The following is a 14,530-nucleotide window of genomic DNA, read 5'->3' as shown; positions in this document are numbered from 1 at the left end:
AGTGTATATGATGACAAGAGGTTGGATTTCGTCGTCTTATATTACCGAGCCGCTGAAAGGCAAAAGAATAGCCACCATCGGTTCATCCAGTATAGACATCGGGCATACACCTTCCGAAAAAAACTATATCGAATTGATAGCGGAGCGGACAGGTATAACTATTCTCGACTACGCTGTATCGGGGTCGACCTTGACAGCATCGACGGAAGACTACGCCGCAGAATCGAGCAACCAACTCAAAAAAATTGACGACCTCCCCACGTCCAACGTGGACGCGATTCTGTTGCAGCCTGCCGTAAATGATGACAATAATAACCGACCATTAGGAACTTGGGAAAGCACATCCGTAACAGAGGTTTACGGTGCGCTTCATCTTATGTGTAAGAAACTGTATGATAAGTTCCCGACGCTGCCGAAGGGCGTTATAACCGGGCAATACTACGGAACGAAAACGGCACAAACGAGCGCATACCAACAGGCTATCAAAGAAGTTTGCAATTATTACAGCATACCTGTGTGTGACCTGCATCACGAGGGAAACACACCGTATTCTTATCCTGCTTGGCAGACGGTTTACGCTTCTGACGGGTTGCACTTAAATGTTTCAGGGAATGAGGTTTTGTCCCGCAGAGTCGAGGCATTTATTAGGCAGATGTTCGGGCACTAACGAAGTTCGATAGCTCCATAACGAGTCCTTGCCTCGGAACCGATCCGGGGCTATTTTATTTTCGGGGGTGCGGACTTGGATACTGCAACACTCACGGCAATCATCTCATTAGCTGCAGCGGGAAGTGGGATTCTCTTGGGTTGGCTTGGCCGCTCCCGAGCCATTCGCCAAGACACGGTTGCTGAAGCCAGCAAGGATGCCCGGCTGCACACGGATATGGAATACATCAAGCGCGGCATCGACGACGTCCGGATCGAGCAGCGGGCGCAGGGGCAGAGATTTGAAGCACTGGCGGAGCGGGTAACCCGGGTTGAGGAGTCCACAAAGCAAGCTCATCACCGGCTGAACCGATTAGACGGGCAAGGAGGAGGACAGTAAAATGCAAACCAGAACGGACAAGCATATCAAGGGGATCGACGTCAGCCGGCACCAGGGCGCGATCGACTGGATGAAGATGCGCGCCGCGGGCGTCCAGTTCGTCTACATCAAAGCGACCGAGGGTGTGACGTACACGGATCCGAAACTGAAAGAGCACTACGCCGGCGCGCGCCGCGCGGGGCTGAAGATCGGCTTCTACCACTACGCGCGCATCTATAACGATCCGCGCAAAGAAGTCGAAAATCTGCTCGCCGCCACGAAGGAACTACAGCATGACCTGCCGTTCGCGCTCGACATCGAGCGGAACGAGGACGATTTCGAGAAGCATCGCGACAAGTACAATCGGACGTTCATCACGGACTTCTGCCGGCGCTGGCTGCAGCACCTCGAAAAACTCACCGGTGAGAATCCGATCGTTTACACGTATACCGCGTTCACGAAGACATACCTGGACAAGACGCTGTCGGCGTGGCCGGTCTGGATCGCACATTACGACGTGAAGACGCCAGGCGAGAACGGTGTGTGGGACCGGTGGGCGATTCACCAGTACACGAGCAGCAACGACGGCCTGCCGTACAACGGGCGTCTCGACGTGAACGTTATGGAGCCGGATTTCCTGAACTGGAACGCAAAGCCGTTACCGGCTATCCAGCGGCGTATTGGCGCCGCCGTGAACGGCCAGCGCGTCGGAGACGGATACCTGATTAACAACGTGTCTTATCTGCCGGCGCGCGTGATTGCGGAGATGTTCGGAGCCCACGTCGAGTGGGATGATCCGACGGTCGATATTACGAAAAAGGAGACGAAGTAGCCATGGACTTCCAAGCGTACGATATTGCACTCATCCCGTTGATTGTCGCATTGGTCGGTGTCATCCAAAGGTTCGGCGTCAGACCGCGTCTACTGCCGGGTGTGGCGCTCCTACTCGGGCTCGCCGGAGGGTTTATCTACGTCGCGCCGAACGACCCGCGTCAGGCTGTTCTCGTCGGTCTGGTGATGGGCCTGTCAGCGATCGGGGCCTACTCCGGAGTGAAAAATACGGTGAAGAAAAGGGAATAAATAGCCTTTTTAGAGGCAAGCTATACGAACCTCCTAGAGAGTCGAAACCCCCGCTGGCCGTATTGGCTGGCGGGGGATTTTTTATTTTTATTCGAGGATTATTTCAGTGACAACATCTTCACTCAGGTCATTATAGTTCGCATCGTATGCAGGTTCTACAAACAGATTGAGGCTTTTTATATCCAGCACGTTTCCTTTCGCCTCATAGAAATACGTTCCTTTACGGACGACTTTGCCTTTGTATTCTCCGCTCATCGTATCGTATGTAAGGCCGGTTATTTGCTCCTTAGTGTCGGTCACGATTTCGCCGCCGGGGTACCAGGTGACCGTATTGTTAGAAGTGTTTTCAATCGTCATTTCAAGGAGAACTGCATTTACGGGCTCATAATGATCGTCGTACTTGTAAGCCGGATCTAGTGTAACCTTGGAAATTTTCATTACCATAGGACCGCTTTGTAAGGTTACGTCGACGTTAAATGATTTTGCACTAGAGGCTGGGGACGTTGTCGTCGCATTCTTACCAGTGATCGTAATCGTGTTCGTCACAGGGTCGAAATTCACTTCCGCGCCAAGTAACTCCGCTGCAGATCGGAGCGGAACGTATGTCACTCCGTCGATCAGTTTTGTTTCGGCTGCGGATACCTTGCCGTTAACGATGAGCGTGAGTTTGGTGGCTGCGCTTGCGGCAGATGCCGAAACGATTGCCGTTAGCGCTACAAGAGTAACAATTCCCCATTTTTTCATAAGATCCAATTTCCTCCCCTTTGTAGGTAACCAATGGTAGTATACACCTACGGATGGCGACCGGGAAAGGTTTCATTTTCGGCATATTTCCTCGCCGGCGTTCGTATGCATATAGGGATCATAAAGCGTTGCCTGAACGCGATCAGCGGTGGCAACGCTCAAGACCCTGGAAAACTCGCTGTACGACATTTGTCGGACGCCATAAAGCGCCCGTCCGTCAGACGCTCTGTCTTGCGGATTTTTTTATGGCCAGAAATCATCCGGGTTTACGTTATATCCCATTCTCCGCAGAGCTCCGATAATTTTCACCTGCGTCTTCTCCCCAGGTCTGATGTTCTTCCGACCATCGCAAAGGTCCGAGATCCCATCCCGACTGACTCCGCTTTTCTTTGCTACCAGCTCCTGCGAAAGCTCCGCGTCCGCGTCGATAAATTTACCGAGCCGGGTCCGCGGTTTACCCAATCCGAACATAAGTCCAACCTCCCCATGCTTTTCTAGCAATAGGGTGGACAACTCTATGAAAAATTATTCAAAAACTCCGAAACATGGACAATCAATTAGTCATACACATGTATCACAACCGTCAGACGGAGGGTGATGCGAATGTCGGGCAAAGAAAGGGAGAAGATCGAGGCGCGGCTGAGGAAGAACCGCGACGCGGACCTGCGGCAAGCGACGGCCGGAATTAGCGCCGGCGAGCTCTCGGAAATGGTCAGGGATGGCTTACGCTACATGCTCGGGATTCGGACGAAGAAAACCATCCAAATTGTAGAGCAGCCGATCGTCGCACAACAGCCACGGCCAATCCCGGTCGCAGGCAAGTCGGCCGTCTTCCGGCCCAATAATCAATCGAGGTGAGAGCTATGGCACGTACGGAGGTAATCCCGTTCCGTGAGTTCGTCCGGGGCGAATGGAAGCCGAAGACGACGGTCGAGATCATCGTCGAACACTTCGACCGGAACAAGATCGTTTACCGGGTCGCCGGCGTCACGGCGACGCTGTGCCTGGCGGGCGCCGACCTGAGCTTCGCGGCCGACGCGGTGTCGGCATTCGCTCCGACGACACAGGATGCGATCGACGCAAAGGCCGAGGCGATTTACCGGCCGCTGGTTGGGATCGGCAAATGGGTGATCGTGTTCAAAGGGGGATTGGACACGGTGACGAACATGGTTCAGGGAGATATGATCTCGGCGCGCAAGAATTTCCTTGGGTATCTGCTGGTTTACGTCATTCTGCTCGGGCTGCCCTGGTGTCTGGAACAGGTCGAGGGGATCTTCGAGGTGTAAGGAGGGACACGGCATGCCTATGAAGTTTCGTCTCACGTCGCCCTACGGCACCCTCGAAGAGGTCCGCGACGGCCGGGTGCACACCGGCATCGACCTCGCCATGCCGCGCGGCACGGAGCTGCACAGCGTTGCAGACGGCGTCGTCGAGCGCGTGGTCGACTACGGCGCCGAGAACATCGGAAAGGGCGTCATTCTCCGCCTGGACGACGGAACGAGGATCGTGTACGGCCACATGGATAAAGTGACCGTCCACGACGGGGAGCGGATCCGCGTCGGCGAGCTGCTCGGCTTCAGCGGGAACACTGGCCACTCGACCGGGCCGCACCTGCACTTTGCCATGATGCGGGGTGGAGAGTGGATCGATCCGACGCCGATGGCGGAGACGGTCGACAAGTTTAGCGGGGGTGGCGTGGGCTCGGCGCTTACCGCACCGATCAGGGGTCTCGCGGAGCGGGCACTCGGCAGCACGGTCGGCGAGGCGAAAGCCGCAGTGAGGGGCCACATTCAGGAGCAGATCGTTGACTGGCTGGCCGCGACGGGGAACCTTCTCGTCGACGCGATCTACCCGATCACACTGATTGGATGCGGGTTGGGCATCGTCCTCGGGGTCGTTGGGCTCAAAGATGGGTACCGCTGGAGCGGGATCCTATTCACCGTGTATGTATTGGTCCGATTTTTCGTGAGAGGTGTTGCAGCATGAAGTCCGTCCCGATCCGCAACGTGCTGCAAGTCGTCCGCCCGGAGTATGCTTTTCTAAGACTCAAACCAAATAATTCGATTCGGAACCAAGCCACGCACAAAATCGCCCGGGCAATCGCTACGCTATACAAGAACATACTTGAGAACGTGAAGCGGGAGGAGGAGAAGCTCATCAAGGTGCTCGGCCGCGAGTTTTTGCTCGGTACACGGTACAGCGTGACGGCGCCGGCCAAGGTCAGCTATTACGTCTACATGGAGCGGCAGCGCATCGAGTTCTATTTCATCGTTCCGCGCCAGCACCTCAGTTTTCTGCGAGAGAAGATCACAGACGTCTGGACCGGCGTCACGATCGAGGAGGTAGACGCACTGCCGGAGTTCGGCGTAGGCGCGACGAAGCTGCAGCTGCATTACGAGAAGGAGGACGCCCTCAGCCTGGCGACGGACCGCCGCAACAACGACCTGCTGCTGAGCAACCTGAACGTTGTTGAGCTCCTCGAGGAGGGTGACAAGGCTGCGGTGTTCTATAACTTCCTGCCCGGCTCCCAGTTCTCCTGGCGCGCCACGTACCGCCATACGATCGACAAGGTGAACCGTCACATGCCGGTCGACCGTAACAAGGCGGGCCTCGGCTACGCGGCCAAGATGGCGCTTTCGGTGGCCAACACGCTGCTGTCGGAGATGGGCGAGGTGTTCACCGGAAAGAAAGCAAAAGAGACGCGTACGAACCTACTGGAGGGGCTGATCGAGCGCCTGAACGGCGGCAAGGCTATCAGCGAGTCTACGCAGCGGAAAGCCGGCGCGACGATCCTGAACACGGAAATCGTGGTCCTCAGCGAGAGTGCCGACGGTCTCCGGCAGCGGAACGCGGCGCGCAGCCTGGCGCAGAGCTTTGACACGATCTCGGAGGACAACAGGCTCGCGTATAAGCCGTACCGACGTACGTTCCACTTCACGGACTACACGCTGCATGCAGAGCGGAACAAGATCGGAGACCAGGAGGCGCAGAACTTCATCGCTCTGCCGGGGCGCGAGGTGCTTGAGCGTTTTGCAGGGATTGAGCGGGTGGAGACGCAGGAGACGGAAGTGCCGGAGGATTTGCGGCATGGCGTCATGTGCATCGGTACGAACACGTACCGCGGCCAGGAGCAGAAGGCGTACCTCTCGACGGACCGGGAATACCGGAACCTGACGCTGGTGCTAATCGGTCCGACGCGCGCCGGCAAGTCGACGCTGCTCGGGAACCTCGGCGCGGACGCGATCCGAAACGGTGAGTGCATGATCGTCTTCGACTTCATCTCGAACTGCCAGCTCAGCAGCGAGATCGCCGCGCTGTTCCCGCCGGAGAAAGTTCTGAACATCGAGTGCGGGGATCTCCGGAAGCTGCAAGGGCTCGGCTACAATGAGATCGGCCGCAGCGCGGATCCACTCCGCCAATACGAGAACGCGAAGATGTCGGCGACGCAGCTGCAGACGCTGGTCAATGCGATCGCGACAAACGATGCGCCGCTGACGCCAAAAATGAAGCGTTATCTGCAGGCGGCTGCGCTCGTCGTCTTCATCAACGGTGGGGCTATCCGAGACGTATTCGAGGTGCTGCAGGACCACGAGGCGCGCGCCGTAGCAATCAATGCGGCGCCGGCCTCGCAGGCGGAGCTTCTCCGCAAGCATGCCGCGAGTCTCGCCGAGCTCGATGAGACCGACAAGAAGGGCGTCGTGACCGGAACGAAGGATTCGCTTATATCCGGCATCATCGACCGCATGAACGAGCTCGAGGCGAACACGTACCTCGAGATGATGCTGCAGAAAGATACGGCCGGCAATATCGACCTCGTAAAGGAGATCCAGAAGAACCAACTGATCTGCATCCGGATGCCGGAGCGCGCCTACCCGACGGACGCCGAGAAGGACGTCATCTGCACCTACTGGATGTCGAAGCTCCGACTCGCGCTCCAGATCCGCGACTACCAGATCCCGGACCGCTCGAAGCATACGAAGGTGAACATGGTCATCGACGAATTGTACCAGGTGCGCACGACGGAACGGATGCTGAAGGAGAATCTAAGCCGGCTCGCAAAATTCAGCTTGAAGCCGATCATCAGCTGCCACTATTTGAACCAGATCAACATCATCCGAGACGAGCTCCGGAGTGCCAACGCTTCCTACATGCTGATAAGCGGGTGCGATAAGAAGAACTATGCGGAGCTGCAGAGTGAGCTGTATCCGTACCAGGAGGAGGACCTGCTCAACCTGCCTCGGTACCATTCCCTCAACCTGATTAAGAACGCCGATGGGTACGCACGGTTCATCACGAAGCTGCCGAAGCCTGTTCGAAATGCCACCTAGATCAAGCCACATAGATAAATATGGAATATTAACTATATAAAGAAATGTAAAAAGGTGTTATATTTGTATGTAACGAAATGGCAAAGCCGGTGAAAGCCGGCGGCGCAAAGCTAAAGGGGCTAAGGAAACAGCGAGAAGTGACTTCTGAGATCTATGCCAGCCAGCTGCCGAATGGCGAGGTGAATGGACTTCTATGAGAACAACTTAACGTATAGCTTAAGTCTGGTCCGGAGGAGGAGCTATTAAGCCCAACCGCCTGCTTTTAATCTTCAATCAACTCGATCAAATCGTCCATCGAACAGTTTAAAAATCTCGCTGCTAATTTTAACTTCATGACAGACAGTTGTCGCTTTCCATTTATAACCTGAGAAATATAACTCTCGGTTACGTTTAAATAGTCGGCCAACGCGGCTTGTGTTTTTCCGGTTTGATCGAGAATTTCAGGCAGGCGGCTCCTCAACCGGAGCGCCATCTAACACCTCTTATTTAATTTATTTGTATTGGAAAATTATACACATACTTTTTCAGCACGTAAACGGGAGGCACTTCAAGGATGTCGTATAAATTAACGCTTTGCGCTGCGAGAGAAAATGCGGGCCTATCGCTTGAGGAGGCGGCCAGCTTGGTCGGTATATCGACGAAATCGCTTTTACGTTATGAAATGGATAATAGGAAAATGGAATACGACAAGGCTCTGGAACTATGCAGAATATACGGCGTTTCCCTCGATCACATTCATATTGGGATTTCTCAAGACCACGGTGATCGCAGTGGAAGTTCGGGGGGGCAACATGGGGCAATTATGGGGCAAGTTAATTCATATTGATGATAAACACGGGTTTAATGTGAACTGAGCTATCGGCAATAATTACTGATACAGCCGCAATTTTAAATTCTCAGATCGGCAAAGAAATACCCACGCCACAGCTTCCCAAGCTGGTAGCGTGGGTTCGATTCCCATCACCCGCTCCATACATACGACACTAAGATCCCTTATTGCATAAGGGATCTTTTTATTTTACTCGGTTGAGTGCTTAACGGATGATGATTTAGAATATGCTATTCTTCCGATGCTGCAGTCAACGGATTGCCTTGTTTGATCTCTTGTATTGACAGATTTAAACTATAGTTCCCGTAATCGAGAAGTTTATCAAGGAAAAAATTCAGTTGATCTTGGGATTTAACTTTTATTTTTAAGTGGTAACAGCCTTCCCCTGAGATTCGGTGAGCTTCAACCACCTCGTTTCGATCATGAATAAAACGAATAAACGAAACATGATCTGCTGTTTTCATATGAATAATGACAAACGCTGTATAAGAAAAACCTAATTTCATTTCATCGATTATGAGAGAATAGGCTTTAATTACACCACTTTCTTCAAGTTTCTTAATACGATTACCTACGGCTTGCCCAGTCATATGGATTATTTCGCCTAAGTCTTTCCATTGAATGCGCGAATTTTCGGATAATAGCTTGAGGATATAAAAATCAATATGATCAAGTTGCATATATATAAATCCTTTCACCATGAAATCATTTGACTTAAAAGTGTTTCACCAAAGTATCGTCCAAAATCAAAATATTATTTATGATTTTATTGTAACTAAATATTTTGATGAGGTGAATAAAGTGAGCGTAGCTTTGATCATAGTCGATATTCAAAATGACTATTTTCCAAATGGAAGGATGGAATTAAGCAATCCAGTAGAAGCAGCCGATCATGCAGGTAAAATTCTTGAATGGTTTAGACAAAACAACCCCAATATCTTCCATGTTCAGCATATCTCGAATCACGAAGGGGCAACATTCTTCCTTCCCAATACAGAGGGAGTCAAAATAAATGAAGCTGTTCTACCTCTGGAACACGAAACGGTGATCACGAAAAGCACACCTAACAGCTTCTTCCAGACCGATTTAGAAGCAAAGTTGAGGGGGCTTGAGGTGACCAAGCTAGTGATTGTTGGTATGATGACGCATATGTGTATCGATGCCACAGTCAGAGCTGCGATGGAGCTAGGTTTTAGTTGTACGCTTATTGAAGATGCTTGTACTACAAGGGACTTACCTTATAGAGATAAGATCGTGCCAGCTGATCAGGTGCATTATGCCTTTGTAAGTGCACTTAACGGAGTATATGCCAATGTAATTTCGACCGAGGAGTTCCTGAAACAAGAAGCTAACTCGATCTTGAAGAACAACTAATTTTGTCAAAAACCACTCCCCATTTGTCAGGAGTGGTTTTGTCTTTATGGGTCTAACTAACGATATATGTAAACTAAACGACCTTAACCGGCAGCTCCTGCAGCGCTTGTTCCACCAGCATGCTGCATAAAGCAGATCCGTTTACGGGCGTTTTTTGTGTTTGGTCATGCGGTTTGGACAAGAAGAGATCGCAAGATACGTTATGTATATTTAAATGCTGCAATAAGGTTCTAACGTCAATCACGATCTTCTGTTCCATGGGTTTCTCCCCTTTTTGAAAATATTGCCTTTATTTAACATACAGCATGTTCCAAAAAAGTGGCAACGAGGAGGAAAAAAATAGAATCTCCAGGACTAGAAGTAAGCAGAAAGAAGCACGACGAAGGTTCCCCTTTTCATTGCGACTTAGCATCATTGGAGTAGAACTTTATGAAAATTTTGTCGAAAATTTCATGTCGCATGCATTTACAGAAAGGTGGAAGGATGATACATTTAGTGCATAGAATGATACGGTATGTATCTTAACCGATTTTGTCGAACGTGCCGTCAGCGATGTTTTTCGCCGGCATTTTTCTTTTTGCACTTCGAAAAGAGCGGTCAATGGTCGGCACCGTTCGTTTGACGTCGATCCTATGAATTGGAGGCGTTGAAGTATGAGGAGGAAGCCCGGGAAGGCGTTGAAGGCGGGAGCGGTTTCTTTGCTCTTTGTCGGAGGATTCGCCCAATCGGCGATGGCAGGATCGCCGACTTCGTTGCCGGAGCCGGTCAGCGCTGTCGTCGGAACCGATAGTCGGGGAGGGGCGGCGGAGAGCGTCAAAGCAGCCGGCATCGACGTCAATTTGTTGAAGGATGACGATAACGACTCGTCGGGCGACGGCGATCTTGTCGGCATCGGGGCCAACCTATTGTCGGTTAAGGAAGACGGCGCTTCGGCCGGCAGTGACAATGTTAAGTTGGATGTCCAATTGCCCGGGAACGGCAAAGCCGCAAGCGTCGACGCCGATGTATTGTCCAGCGGCAGCAGCAGCGCTTCCAGCAGCGGCAAGGCGGCGAACGTGAACGCCAACGTTCTCTCGAGCGGCAGCAGCAGCGCATCCGGCAGCGGCAGCCTTGTCGGCGGAAGCGCCAACGTATTGTCCAGCGGCAGCAGCCAAGGCTCGGGCACGGGCGGCACTGCCGGAGTCGGCGCCAACGTATTGTCCAGCGGCAGCAGCCAAGGCTCGGGCACGGGCGAGGCTGCAGGCGTCGGCGGCAACGTTCTGTCGAGCGGCAGCAGCCAAGGAACCGGAACCGGCGGGCTCGCTGGCATCGGCGGCAACGTACTATCGAGCGGGTCGAGCGGCGCGGCGGGTTCCTCGAGCGACGGGGTGGCCGGTCTAGGTGCGAATGTGCTTTCCAGCGGCAGCCAGGCGACGGGAACGGGCGGATTAGCCGGCGCGGCCGGCAATATGTTGTCGAGCGGCAACGGCAAAGCGACTGGAACCGGCGCCGGAGCCGGCCTCGGCTTGAATCTGCTGACGAGCGGCGGGAATGCGTTCGGCAGCGGATTGCTCGGCATCGGCGCGAATTTGCTCACCGGCGGTTCCAACGCTGAGCCGCCACCGCCGCCGCCACCACCGCCGCCGCCACCACCGCCGCCGCCGCCGCCACCACCGCCACCGCCGCCACCGCCACCGCCGCCACCGCCGCCGCCAGATGACGGAGGCAACAACGGGGGGAATAACGGTGGCAATAACGGAGGTAACAATGGGGGCGATAACGGTGGCAACAACGGTGGCAACAACGGTGGCAATAACAACGGAAGCAACAACGGAGGTAACAATGGCGGCAATAACACTGGCGGAGGCAGCGGCGGCAACGAAGCAGAAAACGGCCTCCCGTTTCCAAGCAATAACGATCCCGGCGGAAATGACGGCAGCCCGGCAGACAGCGGCGGAAGCGGAACGTCCCATACGAAGCCCCCGAGCAGCAAAATTACGCTCGGCGGTCTCCCCGATACGGCGACGTCGCATATGCTCATGATGCTGGCCGGCATCGTTCTGACCGCCTTGGGTACCGTCTCCTTCGGTCCGGCGAGACGATATTTTAAGCAGAAGCTCTGGGCGTTGAAACAACATGGTTAATGTGGCTGAGAAACAACGCTGGACGTGGGGGCGCCTCTTCTCGATCGTAATCCCGGCCGTCATGATCGTCGGAGGGGCGGCGCTTTTCAGTTATCATGGCTGGAGCTACATGAAACAAACCGTTCTCCTCCGGTTTTTTCCGGCGATCGAGTACGTACCGGGACAGAACGGGCTGTGGTCGCCCGAGCCGAAGATCGGCGAAAAAATCGGCGACCTGCACATCCCGTCGCTGAACGTCGACGTTCCGATCATCCACGGCACGGAGGCGAGAGAATTGGAACGAGGCGCCGGGCATTATCCGGAGAGCTCGCTTCCCGGCCAGGGCGGCCACGTGTACGTGGCGGGACACCGAGATACCGTGTTCATAAAGCTCAAAGATTTAAAGATAGGAGACACGATCGAATTCGCTACGCCTTATGGAACGTATATTTACGAGGCGACCGGTTTCCAAATCGTTCCCGACACCGATACGAGCGTGTTGGCCGCGACCGACTTCGAAACGCTGACGCTGCAGACGTGTTACCCGTTCGGATTCATCGGCCCGGCTCCCGATCGGTATATCGTACAGACGAAATTTATCGGAATCGCATTAACGGAACCAACGACAAGGTTCTAACAGGCGCGACGACCAAAGGAAAGAGACGGGGACCCCCGTCTCTTCCTTTATTGATCGCGTTACTTTTTTCCTCTGGTCGATCCGGGAACCGCCGAATCGTGGTTGTTGCCGGGGCGCGTCTTTTTGCCGTGTTTATGGGATGTATCGTGAGACAACGAAATCCCTCCTTCCTCGCGGTGTGCAGGCGCATTGAAAGTATCTCCCGACCCGTTCGTTGGAATTCCGGAACAACGGGCGCAAGCGCCAACGAAACGACCCCGACGGAATCGCATCCGACGGGGTCGTTACTATTTCACGGGTAAAAATTGTAGTTAAAACCGCGCGCCGCGCGCCAACGTTTCTTCGGCGATTTGCACCATGCGGCGAACCATGTGGCCGCCGATCGCGCCGGTGTCGCGCGTAGCCATGTAGCCGTAGTATCCGTCTTGCGGGATTTGAATGCCAAGCTCTTGGGCGACTTCGTACTTCAGCTGCTCGAGCGCTTGGTTCGCTTGAGGAACGATCAAGTTGTTGGAACTCTGGGAACCTGTACCCATCGATGCCACCTCCTAAGTATGTAAGGATATCATTTGCAAGCAGGAATCTAGCTATTCGCTCCCGGCTCGTTCTTCCTCTACTTCCCACCCCGCGTCGGCGGCCGCTAGCGGTATAATGGCAGCAAGGTGATGCATATGTTTATTTCCCCGATGCTGCTGGAAACGGCCAAGGCGCCTTTCGACAGCCCCGATCATATTTTCGAACCCAAAATCGACGGACACCGCATGATTTACTCCCGAACGGATGGGGAGATTCGTTTATATACTCGGAAGGAAAACGACGTCACTTCGAAATATCCCGAGCTGCTCGCAGGAATCGAGGAGGACGTCATTCTCGACGGAGAGGTCGCCCAGATCGACGGGGAGACCGGCCTCATTTCGTTCGAAGCGCTCAACGACCGGTTCCAGCTGCGGCAAGCGGACAAAATCGACGCGGCGGCGCGGACGAACCCGGTCAGCTTCGTCGCCTTCGATATGCTTTGGTACCGCGGCAACGATTTGCGAATGCTTCCTCTGATGAGACGGAAGGAAATGCTGGCCGGGCTGCGCATCGACAACCCGAACATCTCGGTCATCCCGTATTTCGAAGAGAAGGGTACCGATTTGTTCGCTTCCGTTCAAGAGCGCGGGATGGAAGGGATCGTCGCGAAGGAAAAGTCGAGCCGATACTCGACCGGCCGGCGCGTGAAGAAATGGCAGAAGGTTATTAATTGGACGTACGTGGACGTCGTGATCACGGGGTACCGCACGTCGGAGTTCGGTTGGTTGGCGGCTCTGCCGGAGGGAGACGGCCTGCGGCCGGCCGGGGTAATCGAATTCGGCGTGAGCCCGGCGCACAAGGCGGCGTTTTACGAAGTGGCGAGATCGATCGAATCCGGCTCGTACAAAGACATCATACATTTGGAACCGCTGCTCCGCGCGAAGGTGAAGACCCGCCACGTCATGAGGAACGGCACGCTTCGCAGCCCGGTGTTTATTGAATTTTTGGCGTGAACCGCGCGGCAACGATAAAATCCCTGCTTGCTCCGAAGAGCCGGTCGGGATTTCTTTTTTGTTTGCATATCGAACGTTTGTTTGGTATATAATAAGAACATACATTCGTAAAGCGGTGACGTCATGAGAGGGAAAAAGCTTCGAGAGAACGGTCTTTGGGAGTCGTCGCGCATCGTCCTGCCCCAGTTTCGGGCGGCGAACATGAACCGACGCATGCGGCAGAGCGCCCGCGAGAAGCCGGAGTTCGACGAGCAGAGAGTCGAAGAGTTGTCGGCCGCGCTTGCCGAAGCGATTGTAAGCGGCGAGGAGACGGCCGTCACGACGTTCGGAGAGTACGGCGATAAGACGGTCGTCGGAGCCGTGATCAAGATCGACCCGGTCGATCGAACGATCAAATTGCAGACGCGCGCGGAGACGGTCCGAATCCAGCTGGAGACCATCGTGAACATCAGCCGCGTCTGAATGGAGGGAGCTACGTGAAGCATCGATTGGAGAAGTACGTAGGGCAAGTCGTAACCGTCATTTACGCCGGCCGCGACAAGGGGTTGACGAAGCGGCGGGTGAAGCTGCTGGAAATCGGGGAGACCTATGCGAGGACGTTCTGCCTCGAGCGGCTGGCTCCGCGCACGTTGTCGATCGAGTCGGTGCTGGCCGTCGGGCCCGGCGTCGGCGGGAAACGGTATCGGAGGAGCTCGTAACAAAAGAAAGCCGGAGGAATTAATCCTCCGGGGTGCGGTCCAGGAACAATCGGGTGACGGAAGTAGCGTCGTCGCCGCGAACATCCTGAGGGGTCGCTTTTTTCTCCAAAGCGTCGTCGTTCATGTTCATGCCTGGCGCTGCGGTCGGTTTCGGTTCCTTTTTTTTGGGATCCACGGCGATTCAC

Annotated in this window: 21 protein-coding genes and 1 riboswitch; of the genes, 15 read left to right on the top strand and 6 right to left on the bottom strand. The window is 54.3% G+C overall.

What is annotated here, in order from left to right; all coding sequences use genetic code 11:
• The first annotated feature begins 7 nt into the window (after nucleotides 1-7).
• The 4 genes from VE009_RS02670 to VE009_RS02655 all read left to right on the top strand — a co-directional run bounded on the left by VE009_RS02670 (nucleotide 8) and on the right by VE009_RS02655 (nucleotide 2,104).
• On the top strand, nucleotides 8-667 hold the full coding sequence (locus tag VE009_RS02670; RefSeq protein WP_325005843.1) for an SGNH/GDSL hydrolase family protein: 660 nt from the start codon (nucleotides 8-10) through the stop codon (nucleotides 665-667).
• A 75-nt stretch (nucleotides 668-742) separates the two neighbouring features.
• Nucleotides 743-1,045, top strand: coding sequence for a hypothetical protein (locus tag VE009_RS02665; RefSeq protein ID WP_325005842.1), 303 nt, complete (start codon nucleotides 743-745; stop codon nucleotides 1,043-1,045).
• 1 nt (nucleotide 1,046) lies between these two features.
• The gene (locus tag VE009_RS02660; protein WP_325005841.1) at nucleotides 1,047-1,856 is read left to right on the top strand and encodes a GH25 family lysozyme; all 810 of its coding nucleotides are present in this window, start codon (nucleotides 1,047-1,049) and stop codon (nucleotides 1,854-1,856) included.
• 2 nt (nucleotides 1,857-1,858) lie between these two features.
• Nucleotides 1,859-2,104: a hypothetical protein gene (locus tag VE009_RS02655; protein ID WP_325005840.1), complete on the top strand. Its 246-nt coding sequence runs from the start codon at nucleotides 1,859-1,861 to the stop codon at nucleotides 2,102-2,104.
• Between the two features lie 87 nt (nucleotides 2,105-2,191).
• On the opposite strand, the gene VE009_RS02650 is transcribed toward VE009_RS02655, so the two are convergent.
• Nucleotides 2,192-2,848 carry a stalk domain-containing protein gene (locus VE009_RS02650; RefSeq protein ID WP_325005839.1) on the bottom strand — a complete coding sequence of 219 codons (657 nt, stop codon included), beginning with the start codon at nucleotides 2,846-2,848 and terminating at the stop codon, nucleotides 2,192-2,194.
• Between the two features lie 603 nt (nucleotides 2,849-3,451).
• Here VE009_RS02650 and VE009_RS02645 point away from each other — a divergent pair.
• The 4 genes from VE009_RS02645 to VE009_RS02630 are packed head-to-tail and all read left to right on the top strand — an operon-like array spanning nucleotide 3,452 to nucleotide 7,176.
• Nucleotides 3,452-3,706, top strand: a complete 255-nt coding sequence (locus VE009_RS02645) for a hypothetical protein (RefSeq protein ID WP_325005838.1) — start codon at nucleotides 3,452-3,454, stop codon at nucleotides 3,704-3,706.
• A 5-nt stretch (nucleotides 3,707-3,711) separates the two neighbouring features.
• Nucleotides 3,712-4,134: a hypothetical protein gene (locus VE009_RS02640; RefSeq protein ID WP_325005837.1), complete on the top strand. Its 423-nt coding sequence runs from the start codon at nucleotides 3,712-3,714 to the stop codon at nucleotides 4,132-4,134.
• A gap of 13 nt (nucleotides 4,135-4,147) precedes the next feature.
• The gene (locus VE009_RS02635) at nucleotides 4,148-4,834 is read left to right on the top strand and encodes a M23 family metallopeptidase (protein ID WP_325005836.1); all 687 of its coding nucleotides are present in this window, start codon (nucleotides 4,148-4,150) and stop codon (nucleotides 4,832-4,834) included.
• Complete coding sequence (locus tag VE009_RS02630; RefSeq protein ID WP_325005835.1) at nucleotides 4,831-7,176, top strand: hypothetical protein; 2,346 nt, start codon at nucleotides 4,831-4,833, stop codon at nucleotides 7,174-7,176. The genes VE009_RS02635 and VE009_RS02630 overlap by 4 nt, the downstream gene beginning before the upstream one ends.
• A gap of 69 nt (nucleotides 7,177-7,245) precedes the next feature.
• A riboswitch (cyclic di-GMP riboswitch) is annotated at nucleotides 7,246-7,348 on the top strand.
• A gap of 90 nt (nucleotides 7,349-7,438) precedes the next feature.
• On the opposite strand, the gene VE009_RS02625 is transcribed toward VE009_RS02630, so the two are convergent.
• On the bottom strand, nucleotides 7,439-7,648 hold the full coding sequence (locus VE009_RS02625) for a helix-turn-helix transcriptional regulator (RefSeq protein WP_325005834.1): 210 nt from the start codon (nucleotides 7,646-7,648) through the stop codon (nucleotides 7,439-7,441).
• An 81-nt stretch (nucleotides 7,649-7,729) separates the two neighbouring features.
• On the opposite strand from VE009_RS02625, the gene VE009_RS02620 reads away from it, so the two are divergent.
• On the top strand, nucleotides 7,730-8,002 hold the full coding sequence (locus tag VE009_RS02620) for a helix-turn-helix transcriptional regulator (protein ID WP_325005833.1): 273 nt from the start codon (nucleotides 7,730-7,732) through the stop codon (nucleotides 8,000-8,002).
• Nucleotides 8,003-8,235: 233 nt separating this feature from the next.
• On the opposite strand, the gene VE009_RS02615 is transcribed toward VE009_RS02620, so the two are convergent.
• A complete protein-coding gene (locus tag VE009_RS02615; protein WP_325005832.1) occupies nucleotides 8,236-8,685 on the bottom strand; it encodes an Lrp/AsnC family transcriptional regulator in 450 nt (149 codons plus the stop codon).
• 121 nt (nucleotides 8,686-8,806) lie between these two features.
• On the opposite strand from VE009_RS02615, the gene VE009_RS02610 reads away from it, so the two are divergent.
• Complete coding sequence (locus VE009_RS02610) at nucleotides 8,807-9,379, top strand: cysteine hydrolase family protein (RefSeq protein ID WP_325005950.1); 573 nt, start codon at nucleotides 8,807-8,809, stop codon at nucleotides 9,377-9,379.
• A gap of 73 nt (nucleotides 9,380-9,452) precedes the next feature.
• On the opposite strand, the gene VE009_RS02605 is transcribed toward VE009_RS02610, so the two are convergent.
• Entirely contained in the window at nucleotides 9,453-9,638 is a 186-nt protein-coding gene (locus VE009_RS02605; RefSeq protein ID WP_325005831.1) for a hypothetical protein, read from the bottom strand.
• Nucleotides 9,639-10,032: 394 nt separating this feature from the next.
• Here VE009_RS02605 and VE009_RS02600 point away from each other — a divergent pair, with 394 nt between their 5' ends.
• Complete coding sequence (locus tag VE009_RS02600) at nucleotides 10,033-11,502, top strand: hypothetical protein (protein ID WP_325005830.1); 1,470 nt, start codon at nucleotides 10,033-10,035, stop codon at nucleotides 11,500-11,502.
• Nucleotides 11,495-12,118, top strand: a complete 624-nt coding sequence (locus VE009_RS02595) for a sortase (RefSeq protein ID WP_325005829.1) — start codon at nucleotides 11,495-11,497, stop codon at nucleotides 12,116-12,118. The genes VE009_RS02600 and VE009_RS02595 overlap by 8 nt, the downstream gene beginning before the upstream one ends.
• Before the next feature lie 311 nt (nucleotides 12,119-12,429).
• Here VE009_RS02595 and VE009_RS02590 read toward each other — a convergent pair whose 3' ends face one another.
• Complete coding sequence (locus VE009_RS02590) at nucleotides 12,430-12,654, bottom strand: alpha/beta-type small acid-soluble spore protein (protein ID WP_325005828.1); 225 nt, start codon at nucleotides 12,652-12,654, stop codon at nucleotides 12,430-12,432.
• Nucleotides 12,655-12,789: 135 nt separating this feature from the next.
• Here VE009_RS02590 and VE009_RS02585 point away from each other — a divergent pair, with 135 nt between their 5' ends.
• The 3 genes from VE009_RS02585 to VE009_RS02575 all read left to right on the top strand — a co-directional run bounded on the left by VE009_RS02585 (nucleotide 12,790) and on the right by VE009_RS02575 (nucleotide 14,345).
• Complete coding sequence (locus tag VE009_RS02585; RefSeq protein WP_325005827.1) at nucleotides 12,790-13,647, top strand: RNA ligase family protein; 858 nt, start codon at nucleotides 12,790-12,792, stop codon at nucleotides 13,645-13,647.
• 123 nt (nucleotides 13,648-13,770) lie between these two features.
• A complete protein-coding gene (locus VE009_RS02580) occupies nucleotides 13,771-14,109 on the top strand; it encodes a YolD-like family protein (RefSeq protein ID WP_325005826.1) in 339 nt (112 codons plus the stop codon).
• A gap of 14 nt (nucleotides 14,110-14,123) precedes the next feature.
• Nucleotides 14,124-14,345: a hypothetical protein gene (locus tag VE009_RS02575; RefSeq protein WP_325005825.1), complete on the top strand. Its 222-nt coding sequence runs from the start codon at nucleotides 14,124-14,126 to the stop codon at nucleotides 14,343-14,345.
• 19 nt (nucleotides 14,346-14,364) lie between these two features.
• Here the strand turns inward: VE009_RS02575 and VE009_RS02570 are convergent, their stop codons facing one another.
• Entirely contained in the window at nucleotides 14,365-14,520 is a 156-nt protein-coding gene (locus tag VE009_RS02570; RefSeq protein WP_325005824.1) for a hypothetical protein, read from the bottom strand.
• Between the last annotated feature and the right edge of the window lie 10 nt (nucleotides 14,521-14,530).

This window comes from Paenibacillus sp., assembly GCF_035645195.1.
GTDB lineage: Bacteria > Bacillota > Bacilli > Paenibacillales > YIM-B00363 > Paenibacillus_AE.
Note: the sequence above shows the minus strand (reverse complement) of the source record. Positions and strands in the feature narration are given on the sequence as shown.